We start from the raw sequence: 16217 nt of genomic DNA, 5'->3' as shown, positions 1-16217 counted from the left end.
CTCTCTGACGGTGTCGGAAAGTCGATCAATCGGTCAATCGATTTACGGTTCTCTCACTTGGTGTTCTCACTCGGTGACCGAGAACACGAACGAGAACTCCGTGGGCTCGACCGTGAGGAAGTACTGCGGCAGCGGGCCCGGGCCGCAGGACTGCGAGCCGATGCCGTGCTGGCCGTGGTCGAGGTTGATCCAGAGCGTGTCGCCGGGCGTGAGGTCGGTCAGATGCCGGGCGGCGTCCAGCTGCTCGTTGGTCCAGCGCCGGGCGCTGAACCAGAACTCCGGGTCGCCCTCGATCCGCAGCCCCCCGAGCTCCGCCCAGCGGACGTCGGCACGGGCGCCGTTCTCCTGCGGGCGGACGTACGGGGTGTGCAGGTCGTCGATGCCCGGCGTCCACTGGCCGAGCATCGAGGCGGCACGGGTGTCCGGGTACGCCTCGCCACTGCCGCCGAAGTACAGGACCTCCCGCGCGGTGTCCGCCGGCAGCCCGAAACGGATGCCGAGCCGGGGCAGCGGCACCGTCCAGTCGCCCTCGGGGGTCACGGACACGGTCAGCTTCAGCAGGGTGCCGTCGGACGTCCAGCGGTACACCGTGCGCAGGCCCACCTCGGCGGCGGCGGGCGCCACCCGGGTGCGCACGGTCAGCGCGTCGTCGGTCGACTCCACGCCGTCCAGGCGGTGCCGCATCCGGTGCAGGCCGAGCCCCCGCCACAGGACGCCGTAGCGGGTGTCGTCCTGCCAGGAGGCGCCGTCGTCGTTGTCCGTCGTCGCCCGCCACACGTCCAGGCGCAGCCCGCTCACGTCGAGGCCGCAGATCGTCCTCGGCGCACCCGAGCGGGCGTCGAAGGTCGCCGGGCCGAGCGTGATCAGCCGCTCCTCGCGCACGGGCCGCGCCGAGGCGGCGACGGCCACGGGTGTGCGCGGGGCGACGGTCCCCTGGCCCCAGGCCACCTCATGGCCCTTGGGTCCCCAGGGCGTGTCCTCGGCGAGCAGCGCGCGGACCGTCCACAGCACCTCCTCGCCCTGGCCGTCGGGGGCCGCGGGGAGCTTGACCTCCGCCGACTCACCCGGCGCGAGGGCGGGCACGGTGAGCGTGTGCGCCCCCGTGGGGAGCCCGTCCACCGAGTGGGAGAACTCGAACCGCAGGTGCGAGAGGTCGGCGAAGTCGTACGCGTTCGTCACCCGTACGGTGCCGCCCGTGCCGTCGCCCTCGATACGGACCGGCTCGATCACCTTCTTGTACTCGACGAGCCCTGGGGAGGGCTGCCGGTCCGGGAAGATCAGCCCGTCGCAGACGAAGTTGCCGTCGTGCAGCTCCTCGCCGAAGTCGCCGCCGTAGGCGTAGCCCAGCTCGGGATGGGTGATGCCGTGGTCGATCCACTCCCAGATGAAGCCGCCCTGGAGGCGTTCGTACCGCTCGAAGATCTGCTGGTAGTCGGCGATCCCGCCCGGCCCGTTGCCCATCGCGTGGCCGTACTCGCACTGGATGAAGGGGAGCTGACGCCTCTTGTGCGTGCCGCCGTCCACAGCCCGCCCGATGCGTTCGACCTCCTCGTGGGAGGCGTACATCCGCGAGTACACGTCCGTGTCCCGGCAGTTCCAGTCGCCCTCGTAGTGCACCAGGCGCGAGGAGTCCCGGCCGTGGATCCACTCGGCCATCGCGGTCAGCCCGCGTCCGGTGCCCGCCTCGTTGCCGAGGGACCAGAACACGACCGACGGGTGGTTCTTGTCGCGCTCGACCATGCGGGCCGCGCGGTCCAGCAGGGCCGGGGTCCAGCGGTCGTCGTCGACGGGGTTGTCGCGCCAGGCCTGCTCGGTGAAGCCGTGGGTCTCCAGGTCGCACTCGTCGACGACCCACAGCCCGTACTCGTCGCACAGGTCGAGGAAGGCCGGGTGCGGCGGGTAGTGCGAGGTGCGCACCGCGTTGAGGTTGTGCCGCTTCATCAGCAGCACGTCCTCGCGCATGGTCACCAGGTCCAGGGCGCGGCCCTTCTCCGGGTGCCACTCGTGCCGGTTGACACCCTTGAAGAGGATCGCCCGGCCGTTGACCTTGATCAGGCCGTCCTCCAGGACGACCGTACGGAAGCCGATGCGCAGCGGCACGCGCTCGCCGGGCGTGACCAGCTCGCCGTCGTACAGCTTCGGCGTCTCCGCGGACCACGGCTCGACGGGAACCGTCACCGGCTCCCCGGTCGCGACATCGATGTCGAGGGCGGGCACGGACACCCGCCCGTCGACGTCGGAGTCGACGCGCAGGGTGCCCTCGCCCGTGGTGTGGTCGTAGGAGGCGTGCACGAAGAAGTCGCCCGCCGCGCCCGCCGGGCGGTGCAGCAGGGTGACGTCACGGAAGATGCCCGGCAGCCACCACTGGTCCTGGTCCTCCAAATACGAGCCCGCCGACCACTGGTGCACCCGGACGGCGAGCACGTTCTGGGCCGGCTTCAGCAGCTGGCCGACCGCGAACTCGTGCGGCAGCCGGGAGCCCTTGAACTCGCCGAGCTCCGTGCCGTTCAGCCAGACGCGGGCGCAGGACTCCACGCCGTCGAAGCGCAGGACGGCACCGCCGTCGCCCGGCCAGTCCTCCGGCAGGTCGAAGACCCGCAGGTGGTCGCCGGTCGGATTCTCGGTCGGCACGCGCGGCGGATCGACCGGGAAGGGGTAGAGGTGGTTGGTGTAGATGGGGGAGCCGAACGCGCCGTCGCCCTGGAGGACCCAGTGGCCGGGGACCGTGACCTCGGCCCAGTCCCCGGCGTCGTAGCCCTGCGCGGCGAAGGAGTCGTCCTCGGCGTCGGCGGTCGCCGACAGGCGGAAGCGCCAGTCGCCGTTCAGCGACAGGGACTTCGCGTCCGAGACGGCGTACCAGGCACGGGGCGCCAGGGCCCCGGTGCCGGGTGAGACGTCCTCGACGTAGTCGGCGGAAGTGGTGGTGCGCAAAGACATCGGTCTCCAGGTCTTGAGAGCAGAACGTCAGCCCTTGATGCCGGTCTGTGCGATCCCCTGCACCAGCCAGCGCTGCAGGAACAGGAACACGAACACCAGGGGCAGGATGGAAACGGCCGTGGCCATGAAGATCATGTGGAAGACGACGACCTGGTTGGTCATGTAACTGGAGAGCGCGACCTGGACGGTCCAGGAACTGGGGTCCTGGCCGATGACCAGCGGCCACAGGAAGGCGTTCCAGCCGTTGATGAAGGTGATCGTCGCCATCGCGGCGAAGAAGTTCAGCGAGTTGGGCACCACGACGCGCCAGTACGCGCCCCAGTAGCCCAGTCCGTCCATGCGCGCCGCCTCCTCCAGCTCCTTGGGGAACCCCAAGAAGTACTGCCGGAACAGGAAGCAGGTGAAACCACTGAACAGCCCCGGAATGATGAGACCGCGGTAGGTGTCCACCCAGCCGAGCGAGGAGACCAGCACGAAGCTGGGGACGAAGGTGACCGCGGTCGGGACCATCAGGGTCCCCAGGACGGCGTAGAAGACCTTGTTGGCGTGCTTGTACGGGATGCGGGCCAGACCGTAGCCCGCGAGGGAGCACACCAGCAGGACGCCGACGGTGTGCAGGGTGGCCACGACCGTCGAGTTCCACAGGGACTGGGCGAAGGGGACCGTCTCGTCCGTGAAGAGCTCGCTGATGTTGCCCCACTGGAGGTCCGTGGGGAAGATCTTCCAGTTCTCTCCGGTGATCTCGGCGTCGGTGGAGAGGGCGTTGCGGACGATGATGTAGAAGGGGATCAGGAAGAGGAAGGCGGCGACGCCGGTGGCGATGTAGAGGCCGGTGGAGCTCATCACGCCGCCACCGCGCCGGACGCGGCGGGGCTTGTCGGCCGGCGGCGCGGTCTTCTGGACGTCGGGCATGGTGGTGGTCACTTGGACTCGTCCCCCCTTCCAAAGCCCATGATCTTGCCCTGGAGCAGGGTCACGGCACAGATCAGCACGGTCAGGATGAGCGCTCCCGCGCTGCCGGCGCCGTAGTCCTGGCTCTCGCCCAGGGCTTTGTAGTACAGCTCGACGAGGGGCGGGCGGCCCCAGGTGGTCTTCGACAGCAGGTTGTAGAACTCGTCGAAGGCCTGGTAGGCGGCGATGAGCAGCAGCAGGATCACCGCGGTGGACGTGGCACGCAGCTGGGGCAGGGTGATGTACCGGAAGGTCTGCCAGCCCGGCTTGGCGCCGTCGATGGCGGCGGCCTCGTACAGCTCGTCCGGGATGTTCTGCAGCGCCGCGATGAACAGGATCATGAAGAAGCCGGCCTGCAGCCACAGCCGGGCGGTCACGATGACCAGCCAGTACCAGGGCGGGTTGGGGTCGATCAGCCAGGCGATGTTGTCGATCCCGAACCAGCCGAGGACGGTGTTCATCAGGCCGAAGCGGACTCCGCTGAAGATGGACATCTTCCAGATCAGCGAGGCGGCGACATAGCTGACGGCGGTGGGCAGGAAGAACACCGAGCGGAAGAACGCCCGCATGAAGCGCATCCGGTTCACCAGCAGGGCCAGGCCCAGCGAGAGTGCCCAGGTGGTGGGCACGATGAACGCGGCGAAGACGGTGAAGGTGCCGAGCGAGCCGACGAAGTCGTCGTTCGTCAGCATGTACGTGTAGTTGTCGAACCCGATGAACTTGTCGGGTGTGACGGTGAAGCGGGCCTCGAAGAAGCTGAGCCAGAGGCTCCACAGGATCGGCGCGTAGACGAAGATCGCCAGACCGATCAGGAACGGCCCGGTGAACAGCCAGAAGTTGAAGGTGGAGCTGCCCCGCAGCCCCCGCCGCGGCTTGGCCGGTGAGGCCTTCGCCGAGGCGGGGCGCGCGAGGTCGCGCGGTGTGGTCGTCGACATGGCGTGGTCCGTCCTACGGCCTAACCGAACAGCTTCTTCAGCTCGCGGTTGACGGCCGTGTCGCACCTGTCGAGAGCCTTCTCCGGGTCCATGTTCTTGCGGACGCAGTTGGCGAAGACATCCTCGAAGGCGGTGCGCATGGCCTGGGTCCAGCCGATGTTGTCGAAGTGCCCGAACTCGTTGAAGAGCCTGACGCCCTCAGCGGCGTTGCCCGACTTGAGCTTGGTGGCCGACTCCGCGAGCGAGGCGCGCGGCGGGATGTGGAAGCCGTAGGAGGTGGCCCAGTCCTCCTGGTACTCCTTCTGGTCGATCCACAGCCACTTGACGTACTCCTTGGCCGCGTCGACGTTCTTGCCCTTGGCGTTGACGAACATCGACCAGCCGCCGTTGTAGACCGACTGCTTGCCGGAGTCCGTGACCTTCGGGAAGGGGAAGACCCCCCAGTCGTCGCCGAGCGCGTCCTGGATCGCCGGCATCGCCCACATGCCGCAGAACTGGATGGCGCACAGGCCCTGGTTGAACGAGGACGGGTCCCAGGACTCGGTCGGGGCGCCGAGGAGAAGGTCGCCGCTGGTGAACAGCTGGCGCATCTTCTTCAGGCCCTCGACGACGCCGTCCGTGTGGTAGGCGATCTGGTTCTTCTCGTCGAGGTGCTGGGCGCCGGCCGACCAGATCAACGTGTCGTTGACGCTGTGCAGGTCGTTGCCCATGTACAGGCCCTTGACCTTGCCGGTGGTGAGCTTGGCGGCGGCCTCCATCAGCTCGTCGAGCGTGGTGGGCACCTCGACCTTGGCCTTCTCCAGCATCGACTTGCGGTAGAAGAAGAACTGCGGGTCGTCGATCATCCGGACGCCGTATATCTTCCCGTCGACCGTGTGCGACTTGATGTCGGCCGGATTGAAGTCGTCCTTGACCGGGTCGATGATGTCGGTCAGGTCCGCCACCTGGCCGCTCTTGACCATCTGGATCTGCGGGTGGAACTCGAAGAGATCCGGCGCGTTGTCGGTGAGCAGGGACGAGAACAGCTTGCTCTCGAAGTCCGCGCTGGTGATCCACTGCGTGGTCACGTTGGCTTCCTTGTACGCCTTCGCGTACCGCTTGATGGCCTGCTCGGTGCCCGCCTCGCCATACGCGTGGAACATCTGCACGAGGGTGTCGCCGGAGCTGCTCCGGCCGGTGTTGCCGCCGCACGCGGCCAGACCGCCGGCGGCGGCCAGGCCCATCGCGGCCCGCAGAACGGTTCGGCGGTCCCAGTTGGTGTTGCTCGATGCCGACATGCTGACGTCCTTGTCTCGAGTGCGGCTGCGGCCCTGTGCCCATTGCTGGTGCGGCTCAGCGCCAGATGGCTCAAATGGGGTTGCGGTGCGGGACGTTAACCTTCGGCTAAGGCTTCGGCAAGGGGTTGGACGAAGTCTGCACGAAGCGTTGTGCAACGTTCGGGATACCGGACGTGACGGGGTCAGTCCGGTGCGCGTGCGGCCGCCCGGTGGAGCCGGAAACGCGGACATGCGCACCCGTGTTCTGCGGTTGGGGCGACGGCGTGCGATCGGGGCGCGGTGCGCGGGTGATCACGGACATCAAGAGCCGGGTGCCGGTGCGGCAGCGGGCCGGATGCCTCGGCGCAAGGGGAAGCACCTGGCAGGTCACCCGGCGGGCGGGATCGTGCCGGGCGTGGTCCAGTCGCCGGACACCACCGGCCGCGCCATCGGCCTCGACCGGGGTGTACGGGAGATCGCGACCACCAGCGATCGCCACGACCCGCCTCATCCCGAGAGCGGTCCGGTACGGCCCCTCGCCGGGGTGGTTCGCTTGTCCGCCTTCTGCCTCACCGACGAGCCCTTCTGGCCGGCCGGCGAGGTCTTCTGCCCGACCGACTGCAGCGCCCCCTCCAGCGCGAACGTCGCCGCGCCCAGGCACGCCGGGTCGGTGGGGATCGGGGAGAGGACGATCTCGGTGGAGGACATCGGGCGCGGCAGCGCGTGCCGGGCGACGGCCTCGCGGACCTCGGCGACCAGGGGCTCGCCGAGGGCGGCGGCGACCCAGCTGCTGAGCACGACCACCTCGGGGTTGAGCAGGTTGACCAGGTCGGCGATGCCGACGCCCAAGTAACGGGCGGTGTCCCGGACCGTCTTGAGCGCCACCGGGTCCTGCGCCCGCAGACCCTCGGCCAGCGCGGCGATGGTGGCCGTCTGGTCCTCGGGGTGCAGCAGCGCGCTGTCGGGGCTCAACTCCCGCAGGTTCAGCATGATTCCGGACGCGCCGACGTACGCCTCCACGCAGCCGTGCTTGCCGCAGCGGCACAGCCGGCCGTCCAGCACGATCGTGGTGTGGCCCCACTCGCCGGCGCTGTTGCTCACGCCCCGGTGCAGCCCACCGCCCAGGACGAGCCCGGCGCCCACGCCGGTCCCGAGGTTGACCACCACGGCGTCCCCGTGCCCGCGCGCGGCCCCGAACCACAGCTCGGCCACCGCGACGGCGCGCAGCGGGTTGTCCAGGTAGAGCGGGTAGGCGATGTGCTCGGTGAGCAGGTCGAGCAGCGGCACGTCGTGCCAGTCCCAGTTGGGCGCGTACTCGGACATGCCGGTGGCCCGGTCCACCTGCCCCGGCACGCTCACGCCCACGCCGAGCACCCGAGCGCCCTCGACGCCGGCCTGTGCCACCACCGAGCCGACGGCGGCGGCCACATGGCCGACCATCTGCGCGGGGAGGTTCTCGCCGGGGCGGACGTCCTCCTCGGCGCGGGCCAGCACGTTCAACGCGAGGTCGAACAGCTCGACATGGACGTAGGTCTCCGCGATGTCGACGCCGATCAACGCGCCGCCCGAGGCGTTGACCGCCACGAGCCCCCGCGGGCGGCCCCCGGCCGAGTCCTCGAACCCGACCTCGGTGATCATATGGAGGTCGAGCAGCTCGCCCACGAGCGTGGCCACGGTGGCCAGGCTCAGCCCGGTGGCCGCCGCCAGCTCCTGCCGGGAGGTCGGCGACGCGGCGATGATCTGGCGCAGCACCTCGTAGCGGTTCGCGGTGCGGATGTCGCGTGATGTGCGCTTCGCCGGGCTGGCCATGCCCCGTCCCTTCACGTCATGCCGGGTCGTCGTCGGCACCGGCGCGGCGCAAGGCTATGGCGTGCGGGAACTTTCGACAAGGGGTTAGGAAAGGGGGTTTACGAAGTCCTCCCAGGATCAGTCACCCAGTATGTCCTGCACGAAGGCGTTGGCGAACTTCCGACCCGGGTCCAGTTCGCGCGCCAGCGCCCGGAAGTCGGCAAGGCGCGGATACCGCTCGCGCACGATCCCGGCCTCCATCGCGAACACCTTCCCCCAGTGCGGCCGCGGCTCGAACGCGGCCAGCGCCTCCTCCAGCCGCCGCACCACCGGCAGTACGGCCGCCGTGTCCTCGACCCAGGTGAAGTGCAGGGCGACGGTGTCCCGCCCGTAGGAGGGGCTCAGCCACTGCTCGTCGGCGGCGACCGTGCGCACCTCGCAGGTCTGGAGCACGGCGGCGACCGTGTCCCGGATCGCGTCGATCGCGTGCAGCGCGGCCACGGCCCGCCCGCGCGGCAGCAGATACTCCGACTGCAGCTCCGCCCCGCTGCTCGGCGTGAACTCCGCCCGGAAGTGCGGCAGTCGTTCGTGCCACGGCCCCGGCGCCCCGAACTGCTCGGTGCAGTTGACCGCGGGCATCCCCGGCACCGGGTGCAGCTTCTCGGTGGCGGGCGCGGCCCACGGGATGTCGGGCAGCGGCTGGTCGGTGCGCCGCTTGAGCCACACCTGCCGGAAGCCCGGAGCACGCCAGTCGGTGAACAGGCTGACGCTGTACGCCGCCGACATCACCGCCTCGAAGGCCGCCGCGTCCAGCCCGTCCAGCGGAAGTTCGGTGAAGACATGCTGCTGGACGTCGAAGGACGGTTCCAGGTCCAGGGTGAGCGCCGTGACGACCCCGAGGGCGCCGAGCGAGGTGACGGCGCCGCCGAACCGCGGGTCGCCGCGGCCGACGGTCACCACCGAACCGTCCGCCGTGACCAGCTCCACCTCCCGCACGGACGCGGCCAGCGAGCCGTTGCCCACCCCCGACCCGTGGGTGCCGGTGGCGACCGAGCCGGCCACCGAGATGTGCGGCAGGGACGCCATGTTGGGCAGCGCGAGGCCGTGCGCGTGCACCGCGCGGGCCAGCTCCGCGTACCGCACGCCCCCCGAGACCCGTACCGTACGGGCCTCGCGGTCGACGTCGATCACCGGAGGCAGGGCGGCGATCGACAGCAGGACGCCCTCGGGGCCCGGCTCGGCGATCTGGTTGAAGGAGTGCCCGCTGCCCAGCACCCGCACCTTCGCGCTCGCGGCCACCAGGGCGCCGATCGCGGCGACCGAGTACGGCCGCTGCAACTCCTTGGCGGTGTAGGTGATGTTGCCCGCCCAGTTGGTGATCGTCTCCGTCATGCCTGCCGTCCCTCCACGTGCGTGCGTGTACGTTGACCCTCTCATTCGCCGCCGCCTACGGTAGAGAGCGTTTTCTCAACGGTTTCCGCAGCCCGGTGGGGCGGCCCAGTGGGAAGGTACTTCGTTGCCCGAGCGTCCCCAGGCTCTGTTCGCCATGACCGCCGAGAACGTGCCGCTCGTCTTTCCGCCCCCGGTGCTGGCACGGCTGCGGGAGTTCGTGGACATCGATCCCGCGCTGGTCGCCGAGGACTTCACGGACCCCGGCGTCGCCGAGGCGCTCGCCCGCACCGAGATCCTGGTCACCGGCTGGGGCTGCCCCCGCCTCGACGCGGCCGTGCTCGACGCCGCCCCCGAGCTGCGCGCCGTGCTGCACTCGGCCGGCTCGGTCAAGGGCCTCGCCACGCCCGAGCTGTGGCGGCGGGACATCGCGGTGAGCTCGGCGGCGGCGGCCAACGCCGTGCCGGTCGCCGAGTACACGCTGGCCATGATCCTGCTCGCCGGCAAGGACCTCTTCGCCGCCCGCGACCGTCTGCGCACCGAGCGCGCCTTCCCCGGCTGGGGGCTGGTCCCCGGCATCGGCAACCACGGCCGCCGGGTCGGCGTCATCGGGGCCTCCCGTATCGGCCGCAAGGTGATCGACCTGCTGCGCCCCTTCGACCTGGCCGTCGGCCTCACCGACCGGTACGTCGACGAGGAGGGCGCCGCCGCCCTCGGCGTCCCCCTCCTTCCCCTGGACGACCTCCTGCGCACCTCGGACATCGTGACCGTCCACGCCCCCGAGACCCCGGAGACCCACCACCTCGTCGGCGCCCGCGAGCTGGCCCTGATGCGCGACGGAGCGGTCCTGATCAACACCGCGCGCGGCGGCCTGCTCGACCACGACGCCCTGATCACCGAGCTGCGCACCGGCCGCCTCACCGCGATCCTCGACGTCACCGACCCCGAGCCGCTGCCCACCGACTCACCCCTGTACGACCTGCCGAACGCCTTCATCACCCCGCATCTGGCCGGTTCACAGGGGAACGAGGTGGCCCGGCTGGGGCTAGCGGTCGCGCAGGAGGCGGAACGGCTGTGGTCGGGAGGGGAGTTGGCGTATCCGGTGGATCCGGGGGTGCTGGAGCGGGAGGCCTGAGGAGGACCAGGCTGGCACCGCGGCGGTGGCCGGTGTGGCGGTCAAGGCGGTCAGTCCCGTCGCAGCCAAGATGACGCTCCACTTCCCATGCCTGTCGGTGAGTTGCCTGCGCGTCACGATCGTCTTCCTGCCGGATCCGCCTTCCAGACGGATCCGGATCGGCGAGACTGATCACGACGTCACACAGGCCCTGGCGACACCGGCTCCCGCCCCGGGGGCCTGCCGCCCAGCCCCGGGATCAGCACCGCCGCCACCACCAGGTGCATCAGAGCGAGGAAGAACCGGGTGCCGCCGTCCATGCCGTCGCCGATCAACGGCAGGAAGGACACAGCGAGTACGGCGCCGGCCACCCCGGTCCAGATGGCGCGGGCGCGCCGCGCCCCGAACCGCTCCAGGGCGGCCAGCAGCCCCCAGCCGGAGAGTGACGCGAGCAGTGCGACGACCGCCACGGGCACGGCGCCGATGTCGAGCGTCTGCTCGCCGTCGGCGATCCGCAGCCGGTGCCCCAGCACTGGGGTCGCGACCAGCCACACCAGGACCGGGGCCAGGACGGCCAGGGCCGTCACCCACAGGCGTCTTCTCCGCGCGCTCACTTGACGGCCCCCGAGAGCGCCCCGTGCAGGAAGACCTCCACCAGCTCCTGCGGGGTCAGGTCGGGCTCGTCCTCTGTGCGCGGCTGGGTGAAGAGCAGCCCGAAGAAGAGGGCGGCGATCTGCTCCGGCGGCCGGCGCAGGGCGGCCTTGTCGGGCTCCAGCAGCTCCGCGAGGGCCGCACGGACACGGGTCATCGACTCGTCGCGGCCCGCGCCGCGCACCGTGCCGGGGTGCTTGCCGCCACGATGCCCCAGCGAACCGAGGATCGCGCCCATCCTGTCCATGTGCGCCTGCAGCGCCTCGGCCGCCTCCGCGAGCCGGTCGGGCAGCGGCTGGGACACGTCGATCGCGTCGAGCTCGCGGATCGCGTGCTCGGGGGAGAGCGCCTCGGCCATGCATGCCTGCAGCAGCTCGTCCTTGTCGGTGAAGACGCGGAAGATCGTGCCCTCGCCGATGCCTGCGGCGCGGGCGATCTTCGCGGTGGTCACGGCGGCGCCGTACTCGGTGATCAGCGGGATCGCGGTCTGGATGATCATTTCACGGCGCTGCGCCGGCGACATGGCGGGGGCGCGACGTCGGGTGGTCTGGTTCTCCTCGGGTGCGGTCATGCCCGCGAGAGTACGGAGTGAGTACTCACTCCGTCAATGAGTAAGTACTCACTCCGTTCGCCTCCGCCTCATGGGGGCAGCGCGAAGTCGATGCCCAAGGCCCGCCTGGTCTGCTTTGGTGGCACCGGCACGAAGCTTTTCGGCAGAAAGGCCGGACATGTGAGAGGGGCCGAGTCCAAGACGGCTCTCAAGCAACGGATACCGTGAGGAGTCGTACATCCGATCCAGATGGAGAGACACGATGGGCAGCCGCACCGCACTGGTCGAGGATCTGATGGAGAGGTTCCCGCACGTTCCGCGTGAAGCCGTCTTCAAGGAGGATCTGCTCCGGGGCGGAGTGGCCTTCGACCCGTCGGCCCTCAGCGACAACGAGGGCGGTGAGGTCAAGCCGAAGTCGTACTTCATCTTCTCCTTCGACCACGGCACCCTGCCCGAGCTCGGCGAGGCCGCGCTGCGCCGCCCGCCGGAGGAGATCATCCTCACCGGCGGCCCGTACGACCTGCGCCGCACCGTCGTCTCGGTGCGCGTGAACCCGACGTCGCCGTACCGCGTGGCCGCCGGCGACGACGGCGTGCTCGGCCTCTACCTCGACGGCAAGCGGATCGCCGACGTCGGAGTGCCGCCGATGCCGGAGTACTACCGGCACACCCTCGCCAACGGGAAGTCGGTGATGGAGGTCGCCCCGACCATCCAGTGGGGCTACCTGATCTACCTCACCGTCTTCCGGGTCTGCCAGTACTTCGGCGCCAAGGAGGAGTGCCAGTACTGCGACATCAACCACAACTGGCGCCAGCACAAGGCGGCCGGCCGCCCGTACACCGGGGTGAAGGACGTCGAGGAGGTCCTGGAGGCCCTCGAGATCATCGACCGGTACGACACCGCCAAGGCCTCCACCGCCTACACCCTCACCGGCGGCGCCATCACCAAGACGGTCTCCGGCCGCGACGAGGCCGACTTCTACGGCCACTACGCCAAGGCCATCGAGGAGCGCTTCCCCGGCCGCTGGATCGGCAAGGTCGTCGCACAGGCGCTGCCCAAGGACGACGTGCAGCGGTTCAAGGACTACGGCGTGCAGATCTACCACCCCAACTACGAGGTGTGGGACGAGTACCTCTTCAAGATGTACTGCCCGGGCAAGGAGCGCTACGTCGGCCGCGACGAGTGGCACAGGCGCATCCTCGACTCGGCCGACGTCTTCGGTGCCCGCAACGTCATCCCCAACTTCGTCGCGGGCGTGGAGATGGCGGAGCCCTTCGGCTTCAAGACGGTCGACGAGGCCATCGCGTCCACCACCGAGGGCCTGCGCTTCTTCATGTCCCAGGGCATCACGCCCCGCTTCACCACCTGGTGCCCCGAGCCGACCACCCCGCTCGGCAAGGCCAACCCGCAGGGCGCCCCGCTGGAGTACCACATCCGGCTGCTGCAGGCCTATCGCCAGACGATGGAGGACTTCGGCCTGTCCTCGCCCCCCGGCTACGGCCCGCCCGGCCCCGGCCGCGCGGTGTTCTCGGTGAGCTCCTTCATGGACAGCCTCCCGGCCGAGGAGAAGGTGACGGTGTAGTTGAGACGAACGGGGCTCGCGTCCGTACAAGTGGCTGGAGTTGCAGGGACGCGACGGCCTGTCATGACATGTGAACACGGCGCTTGTCAGTTGTGTTCTTCACGTGAAAGGCTCATGTCCTGCCGCGAGGTTCCCCCCAACTCCACTGCCAATATGGCGAGTTGACCTCGCATGTGGATGCAGGAGACCCATGCCCGACCTGCCGACTCCCCAGGACGCCACCGAGGCAGCGCTGTTCTCCGAGTGCTGGGACGCCGTGCTGTCGTACGCCGATCTGTGCACGGCCGGCTCCTCGGCCGCCAACCAGCTCGCCGCGGAGGCGTTTTCCGCCGGCATACGTGAGGCCCGCGAGGCCGAGACCGGGACCTTCCGCAGTGCGGGCCGCCGCCCGGCCCGGCTGCCCCGGATCCCCCTCCTCCTGACCGCCGTACGCACCACGGCGGCCACCTGGGAGGAGAACGGCCGGGGCCACGACCTCGACCCCGATCTGCGCCTGTGGCTCAACTCCGACAAGGCCGCCCGCTACAGCGGCCCCCCGCTGCGGCGCCCGCTCGCGCTGCGCGGACTGCGCGACCTGCAGGAACCCGACGCGGCCCTGCTGTGGCTGGCCGAAGTCGAGGCGCTGCCGCAGACCGTGGTGGCCCGCCGGCTCGGCCTCGACCCGGCCACCGTCGCCGACGAACTCGCCCAGGTCCGCGGCCTGTTCCGGGACCGCTGCCAGCGCAACCACCTCGACACGCCGATGGAAGCGCAGTGCCGCAGCTACGCCCGCCTCCTCGACGCCGTCACCCGCTCGACCGGCGCCGACACCCCGGGCGACCTCTCCCGCCACCTCGCCACCTGTGTGCAGTGCGCCGAGGCCGCCGCCTGTCTGCGGCTGCACGGCGGCGGACTGCCCGGGGCGCTGGCCGGCGGGGTGATCGGCTGGGGCGGCCTCGCCTACCTGGAGCGCCGCCGCCGGGCCACCGAGGTGCGCCTCGGCGGGCGCCCCGACCCGGCGGACACGGACGCGGACCCGCCCAACCCCGGTGCGCACAAGGCCCGCGTCGTGCGCAGCGGGCTCCTCGTCGCCGCGGTCCTCGTCTCCGCACTCGCCCTGGCGGTCTCGATGATGCCGGGCGGTTCCACCGGCGACGGCGCCACGGCGGGCGACGGCCCCTCCGACCGCCAGCCGGTCGCCGACCCCGGCTTCACGCTGCCGACCGCCTCCGCCGCCCGGCCCTCCGCGGACTCCCCGGCCCCCTCGGACTCCGGCTCGGGCGACGACTCGCCCGAGCCGAAGAACCCCGACCCCGAGCCCCAGGGCACCAAGTCGTCCACGGCCCGCGAGGACGACCCTGACCCGTCCGCGAGCGCATCGGCGGACTGCACGGTCGACTACGAACTCGTCAACGAATGGCCCGACGGCTTCCAGGCCACCATCAAGGTCACCACCGAACGCGCCCTGGACGACTGGCGCGTCGCCTGGTCCTTCCGCGACGGCCAGCAGGTCGGCCAGATGTGGGACGCGAGCTTCGCCCAGAACGGCTCCCGGGTCACCGCCACCGCCGCCGACTACAACAAGACCGTCACCGCGGGCGGCGAGCTGGCCTTCGGGTTCCTGGCGTCGTGGGAGGGCGAGAACTCGGCGGGCGTCGACTTCACGCTGAACGGCCACGACTGCACGTCATAAATCGGTTGACGGGCCTTCGCGGGGCCGGGCTAGAGTGACAGCGGTTCAGAGCGGTGGCCGAACGGCCGCCGCCGTCGAGCGGACATGAGTGAGGAGGTGTCGACCGATGGCTGTCTTTGCGATGGGCGCTGCCCGCATCCAGATCATCACGTCCACCTCCGTGGCCGCCGGCTGACCTCATCTGATCTCTCCGCGTGCTGTGCACGCGGCGGCCGGGGCCCTCTCGTGAAGGGTCACCCCGTTGACTTCCCCCTCTGTTCTTCCCGCGTTGGCTCCTTACGGCTGGGACTCCGCCTGGGCCGACGCGTTCACCCCGTACGACGCCGAAGGGCTGCTGCCCGGGCGGGTCGTGCGGGTCGACCGCGGGCAGTGCGACGTCGTCACCGCCGACGGCCTCGTACGCGCCGACACGGCGTTCGTCACCCCGCACGACCCGATGCGGGTCGTGTGCACCGGTGACTGGGTCGCCGTCGAACCCGCGGGCAGTCCGCGCTACGTACGGACGTATCTGCCGCGCCGTACCGCCTTCGTGCGCTCCACCTCCTCCAAGCGGTCCGAGGGGCAGATCCTCGCCGCCAACGTCGACCACGCCATCGTCGCCGTGTCGCTGGCCGTCGACCTCGACCTCGGACGCGTCGAGCGCTTCCTCGCCCTGGCGTGGGAGTCGGGCGCGCAGCCGGTCGTGGTCCTCACCAAGGCCGACCTCGTGCCGGACGCGGTGACGCTCGCGCATCTCGTGCAGGACGTGGAGAACACCGCGCCCGGTGTGCCGGTGCTGAGTGTCAGCGCCACGCTGGGGGAGGGGCTCGAGGTCCTCACCGCGATGGTCGGCGGCGGTACGACCGTGCTGCTCGGGCAGTCCGGCGCGGGCAAGTCCACGCTCGCGAACGCGCTGCTCGGCGAGGACGTGATGGAGGTCCAGGCCGCGCGCGACATCGACGGCAAGGGCCGCCACACCACCACCACCCGCAACCTCCTCGCCCTGCCGGGCGGCGGTGTCCTCATCGACACACCGGGGCTGCGCGGCGTCGGCCTCTGGGACGCCGAGACGGGCGTCGGCCAGGTCTTCTCGGAGATCGAGGAGCTGGCCGAGCGATGCCGCTTCCACGACTGCGCGCACGAGAGCGAGCCCGGGTGCGCGGTGCTGGCCGCGATCGACGCCGGTGAGCTGCCGGTACGGCGACTGGAGAGCTACCGCAAGCTGAAGCGGGAGAACCAGTGGATCGTGGCCAAGACGGACGCGCGGCTCCGTGCGGAGCTCAGGCGGGACTGGAAGCGCAAGGGCGCCGAGGGGAGGGCGGCGATGGAGGCGAAGCGGGGGCGTTGGCACTAGGGGCTTTCAAAACACCCCCTGGCGGTGCCGGCGGCACCCCGCAGGCGAGGCAACCGCCT

The 16217-nt window shown here is 70.4% G+C and carries 12 protein-coding genes; 4 read left to right on the top strand and 8 right to left on the bottom strand.

Translation table 11 applies throughout. The features are described 5' to 3' along the window. Positions 1-66: 66 nt before the first annotated feature. The 6 genes from IM697_RS32180 to IM697_RS32155 form a co-directional block, all read right to left on the bottom strand. The gene (locus IM697_RS32180; protein ID WP_194039600.1) at positions 67-2937 is read right to left on the bottom strand and encodes a glycoside hydrolase family 2 TIM barrel-domain containing protein; all 2871 of its coding nucleotides are present in this window, start codon (positions 2935-2937) and stop codon (positions 67-69) included. Positions 2938-2964: 27 nt separating this feature from the next. Further along, on the bottom strand, positions 2965-3849 hold the full coding sequence (locus IM697_RS32175; RefSeq protein WP_194049971.1) for a carbohydrate ABC transporter permease: 885 nt from the start codon (positions 3847-3849) through the stop codon (positions 2965-2967). An 8-nt stretch (positions 3850-3857) separates the two neighbouring features. After that, the gene (locus tag IM697_RS32170) at positions 3858-4823 is read right to left on the bottom strand and encodes a carbohydrate ABC transporter permease (RefSeq protein WP_194039599.1); all 966 of its coding nucleotides are present in this window, start codon (positions 4821-4823) and stop codon (positions 3858-3860) included. 20 nt (positions 4824-4843) lie between these two features. Next, positions 4844-6100, bottom strand: coding sequence for an ABC transporter substrate-binding protein (locus IM697_RS32165; protein WP_194039598.1), 1257 nt, complete (start codon positions 6098-6100; stop codon positions 4844-4846). Positions 6101-6586: 486 nt separating this feature from the next. Then, complete coding sequence (locus IM697_RS32160) at positions 6587-7888, bottom strand: ROK family transcriptional regulator (RefSeq protein ID WP_194039597.1); 1302 nt, start codon at positions 7886-7888, stop codon at positions 6587-6589. A 117-nt stretch (positions 7889-8005) separates the two neighbouring features. After that, the gene (locus IM697_RS32155) at positions 8006-9259 is read right to left on the bottom strand and encodes an FAD-binding protein (protein ID WP_194039596.1); all 1254 of its coding nucleotides are present in this window, start codon (positions 9257-9259) and stop codon (positions 8006-8008) included. Positions 9260-9383: 124 nt separating this feature from the next. Here IM697_RS32155 and IM697_RS32150 point away from each other — a divergent pair, with 124 nt between their 5' ends. After that, positions 9384-10391 (top strand): hydroxyacid dehydrogenase, encoded by a 1008-nt coding sequence (locus tag IM697_RS32150; RefSeq protein ID WP_194039595.1) that lies wholly within the window; start codon positions 9384-9386, stop codon positions 10389-10391. A 179-nt stretch (positions 10392-10570) separates the two neighbouring features. Here the strand turns inward: IM697_RS32150 and IM697_RS32145 are convergent, their stop codons facing one another. Then, entirely contained in the window at positions 10571-10957 is a 387-nt protein-coding gene (locus tag IM697_RS32145; protein WP_322734534.1) for a DUF6069 family protein, read from the bottom strand. 23 nt (positions 10958-10980) lie between these two features. After that, the gene (locus IM697_RS32140) at positions 10981-11592 is read right to left on the bottom strand and encodes a TetR/AcrR family transcriptional regulator (RefSeq protein WP_194039593.1); all 612 of its coding nucleotides are present in this window, start codon (positions 11590-11592) and stop codon (positions 10981-10983) included. Between the two features lie 241 nt (positions 11593-11833). Here IM697_RS32140 and IM697_RS32135 point away from each other — a divergent pair, with 241 nt between their 5' ends. From IM697_RS32135 to rsgA, 3 genes are all read left to right on the top strand, one after another. Continuing rightward, entirely contained in the window at positions 11834-13153 is a 1320-nt protein-coding gene (locus tag IM697_RS32135) for a radical SAM protein (RefSeq protein WP_194039592.1), read from the top strand. 190 nt (positions 13154-13343) lie between these two features. After that, the gene (locus IM697_RS32130; RefSeq protein WP_194039591.1) at positions 13344-14825 is read left to right on the top strand and encodes a cellulose binding domain-containing protein; all 1482 of its coding nucleotides are present in this window, start codon (positions 13344-13346) and stop codon (positions 14823-14825) included. A gap of 241 nt (positions 14826-15066) precedes the next feature. Beyond that, complete coding sequence (gene rsgA / locus IM697_RS32125; RefSeq protein ID WP_194039590.1) at positions 15067-16158, top strand: ribosome small subunit-dependent GTPase A; 1092 nt, start codon at positions 15067-15069, stop codon at positions 16156-16158. Positions 16159-16217: the final 59 nt, after the last annotated feature.

The sequence above is a fragment of the Streptomyces ferrugineus genome, assembly GCF_015160855.1.
In the GTDB taxonomy this organism is placed as follows: domain Bacteria; phylum Actinomycetota; class Actinomycetes; order Streptomycetales; family Streptomycetaceae; genus Streptomyces; species Streptomyces ferrugineus.
Note: the sequence above shows the minus strand (reverse complement) of the source record. Positions and strands in the feature narration are given on the sequence as shown.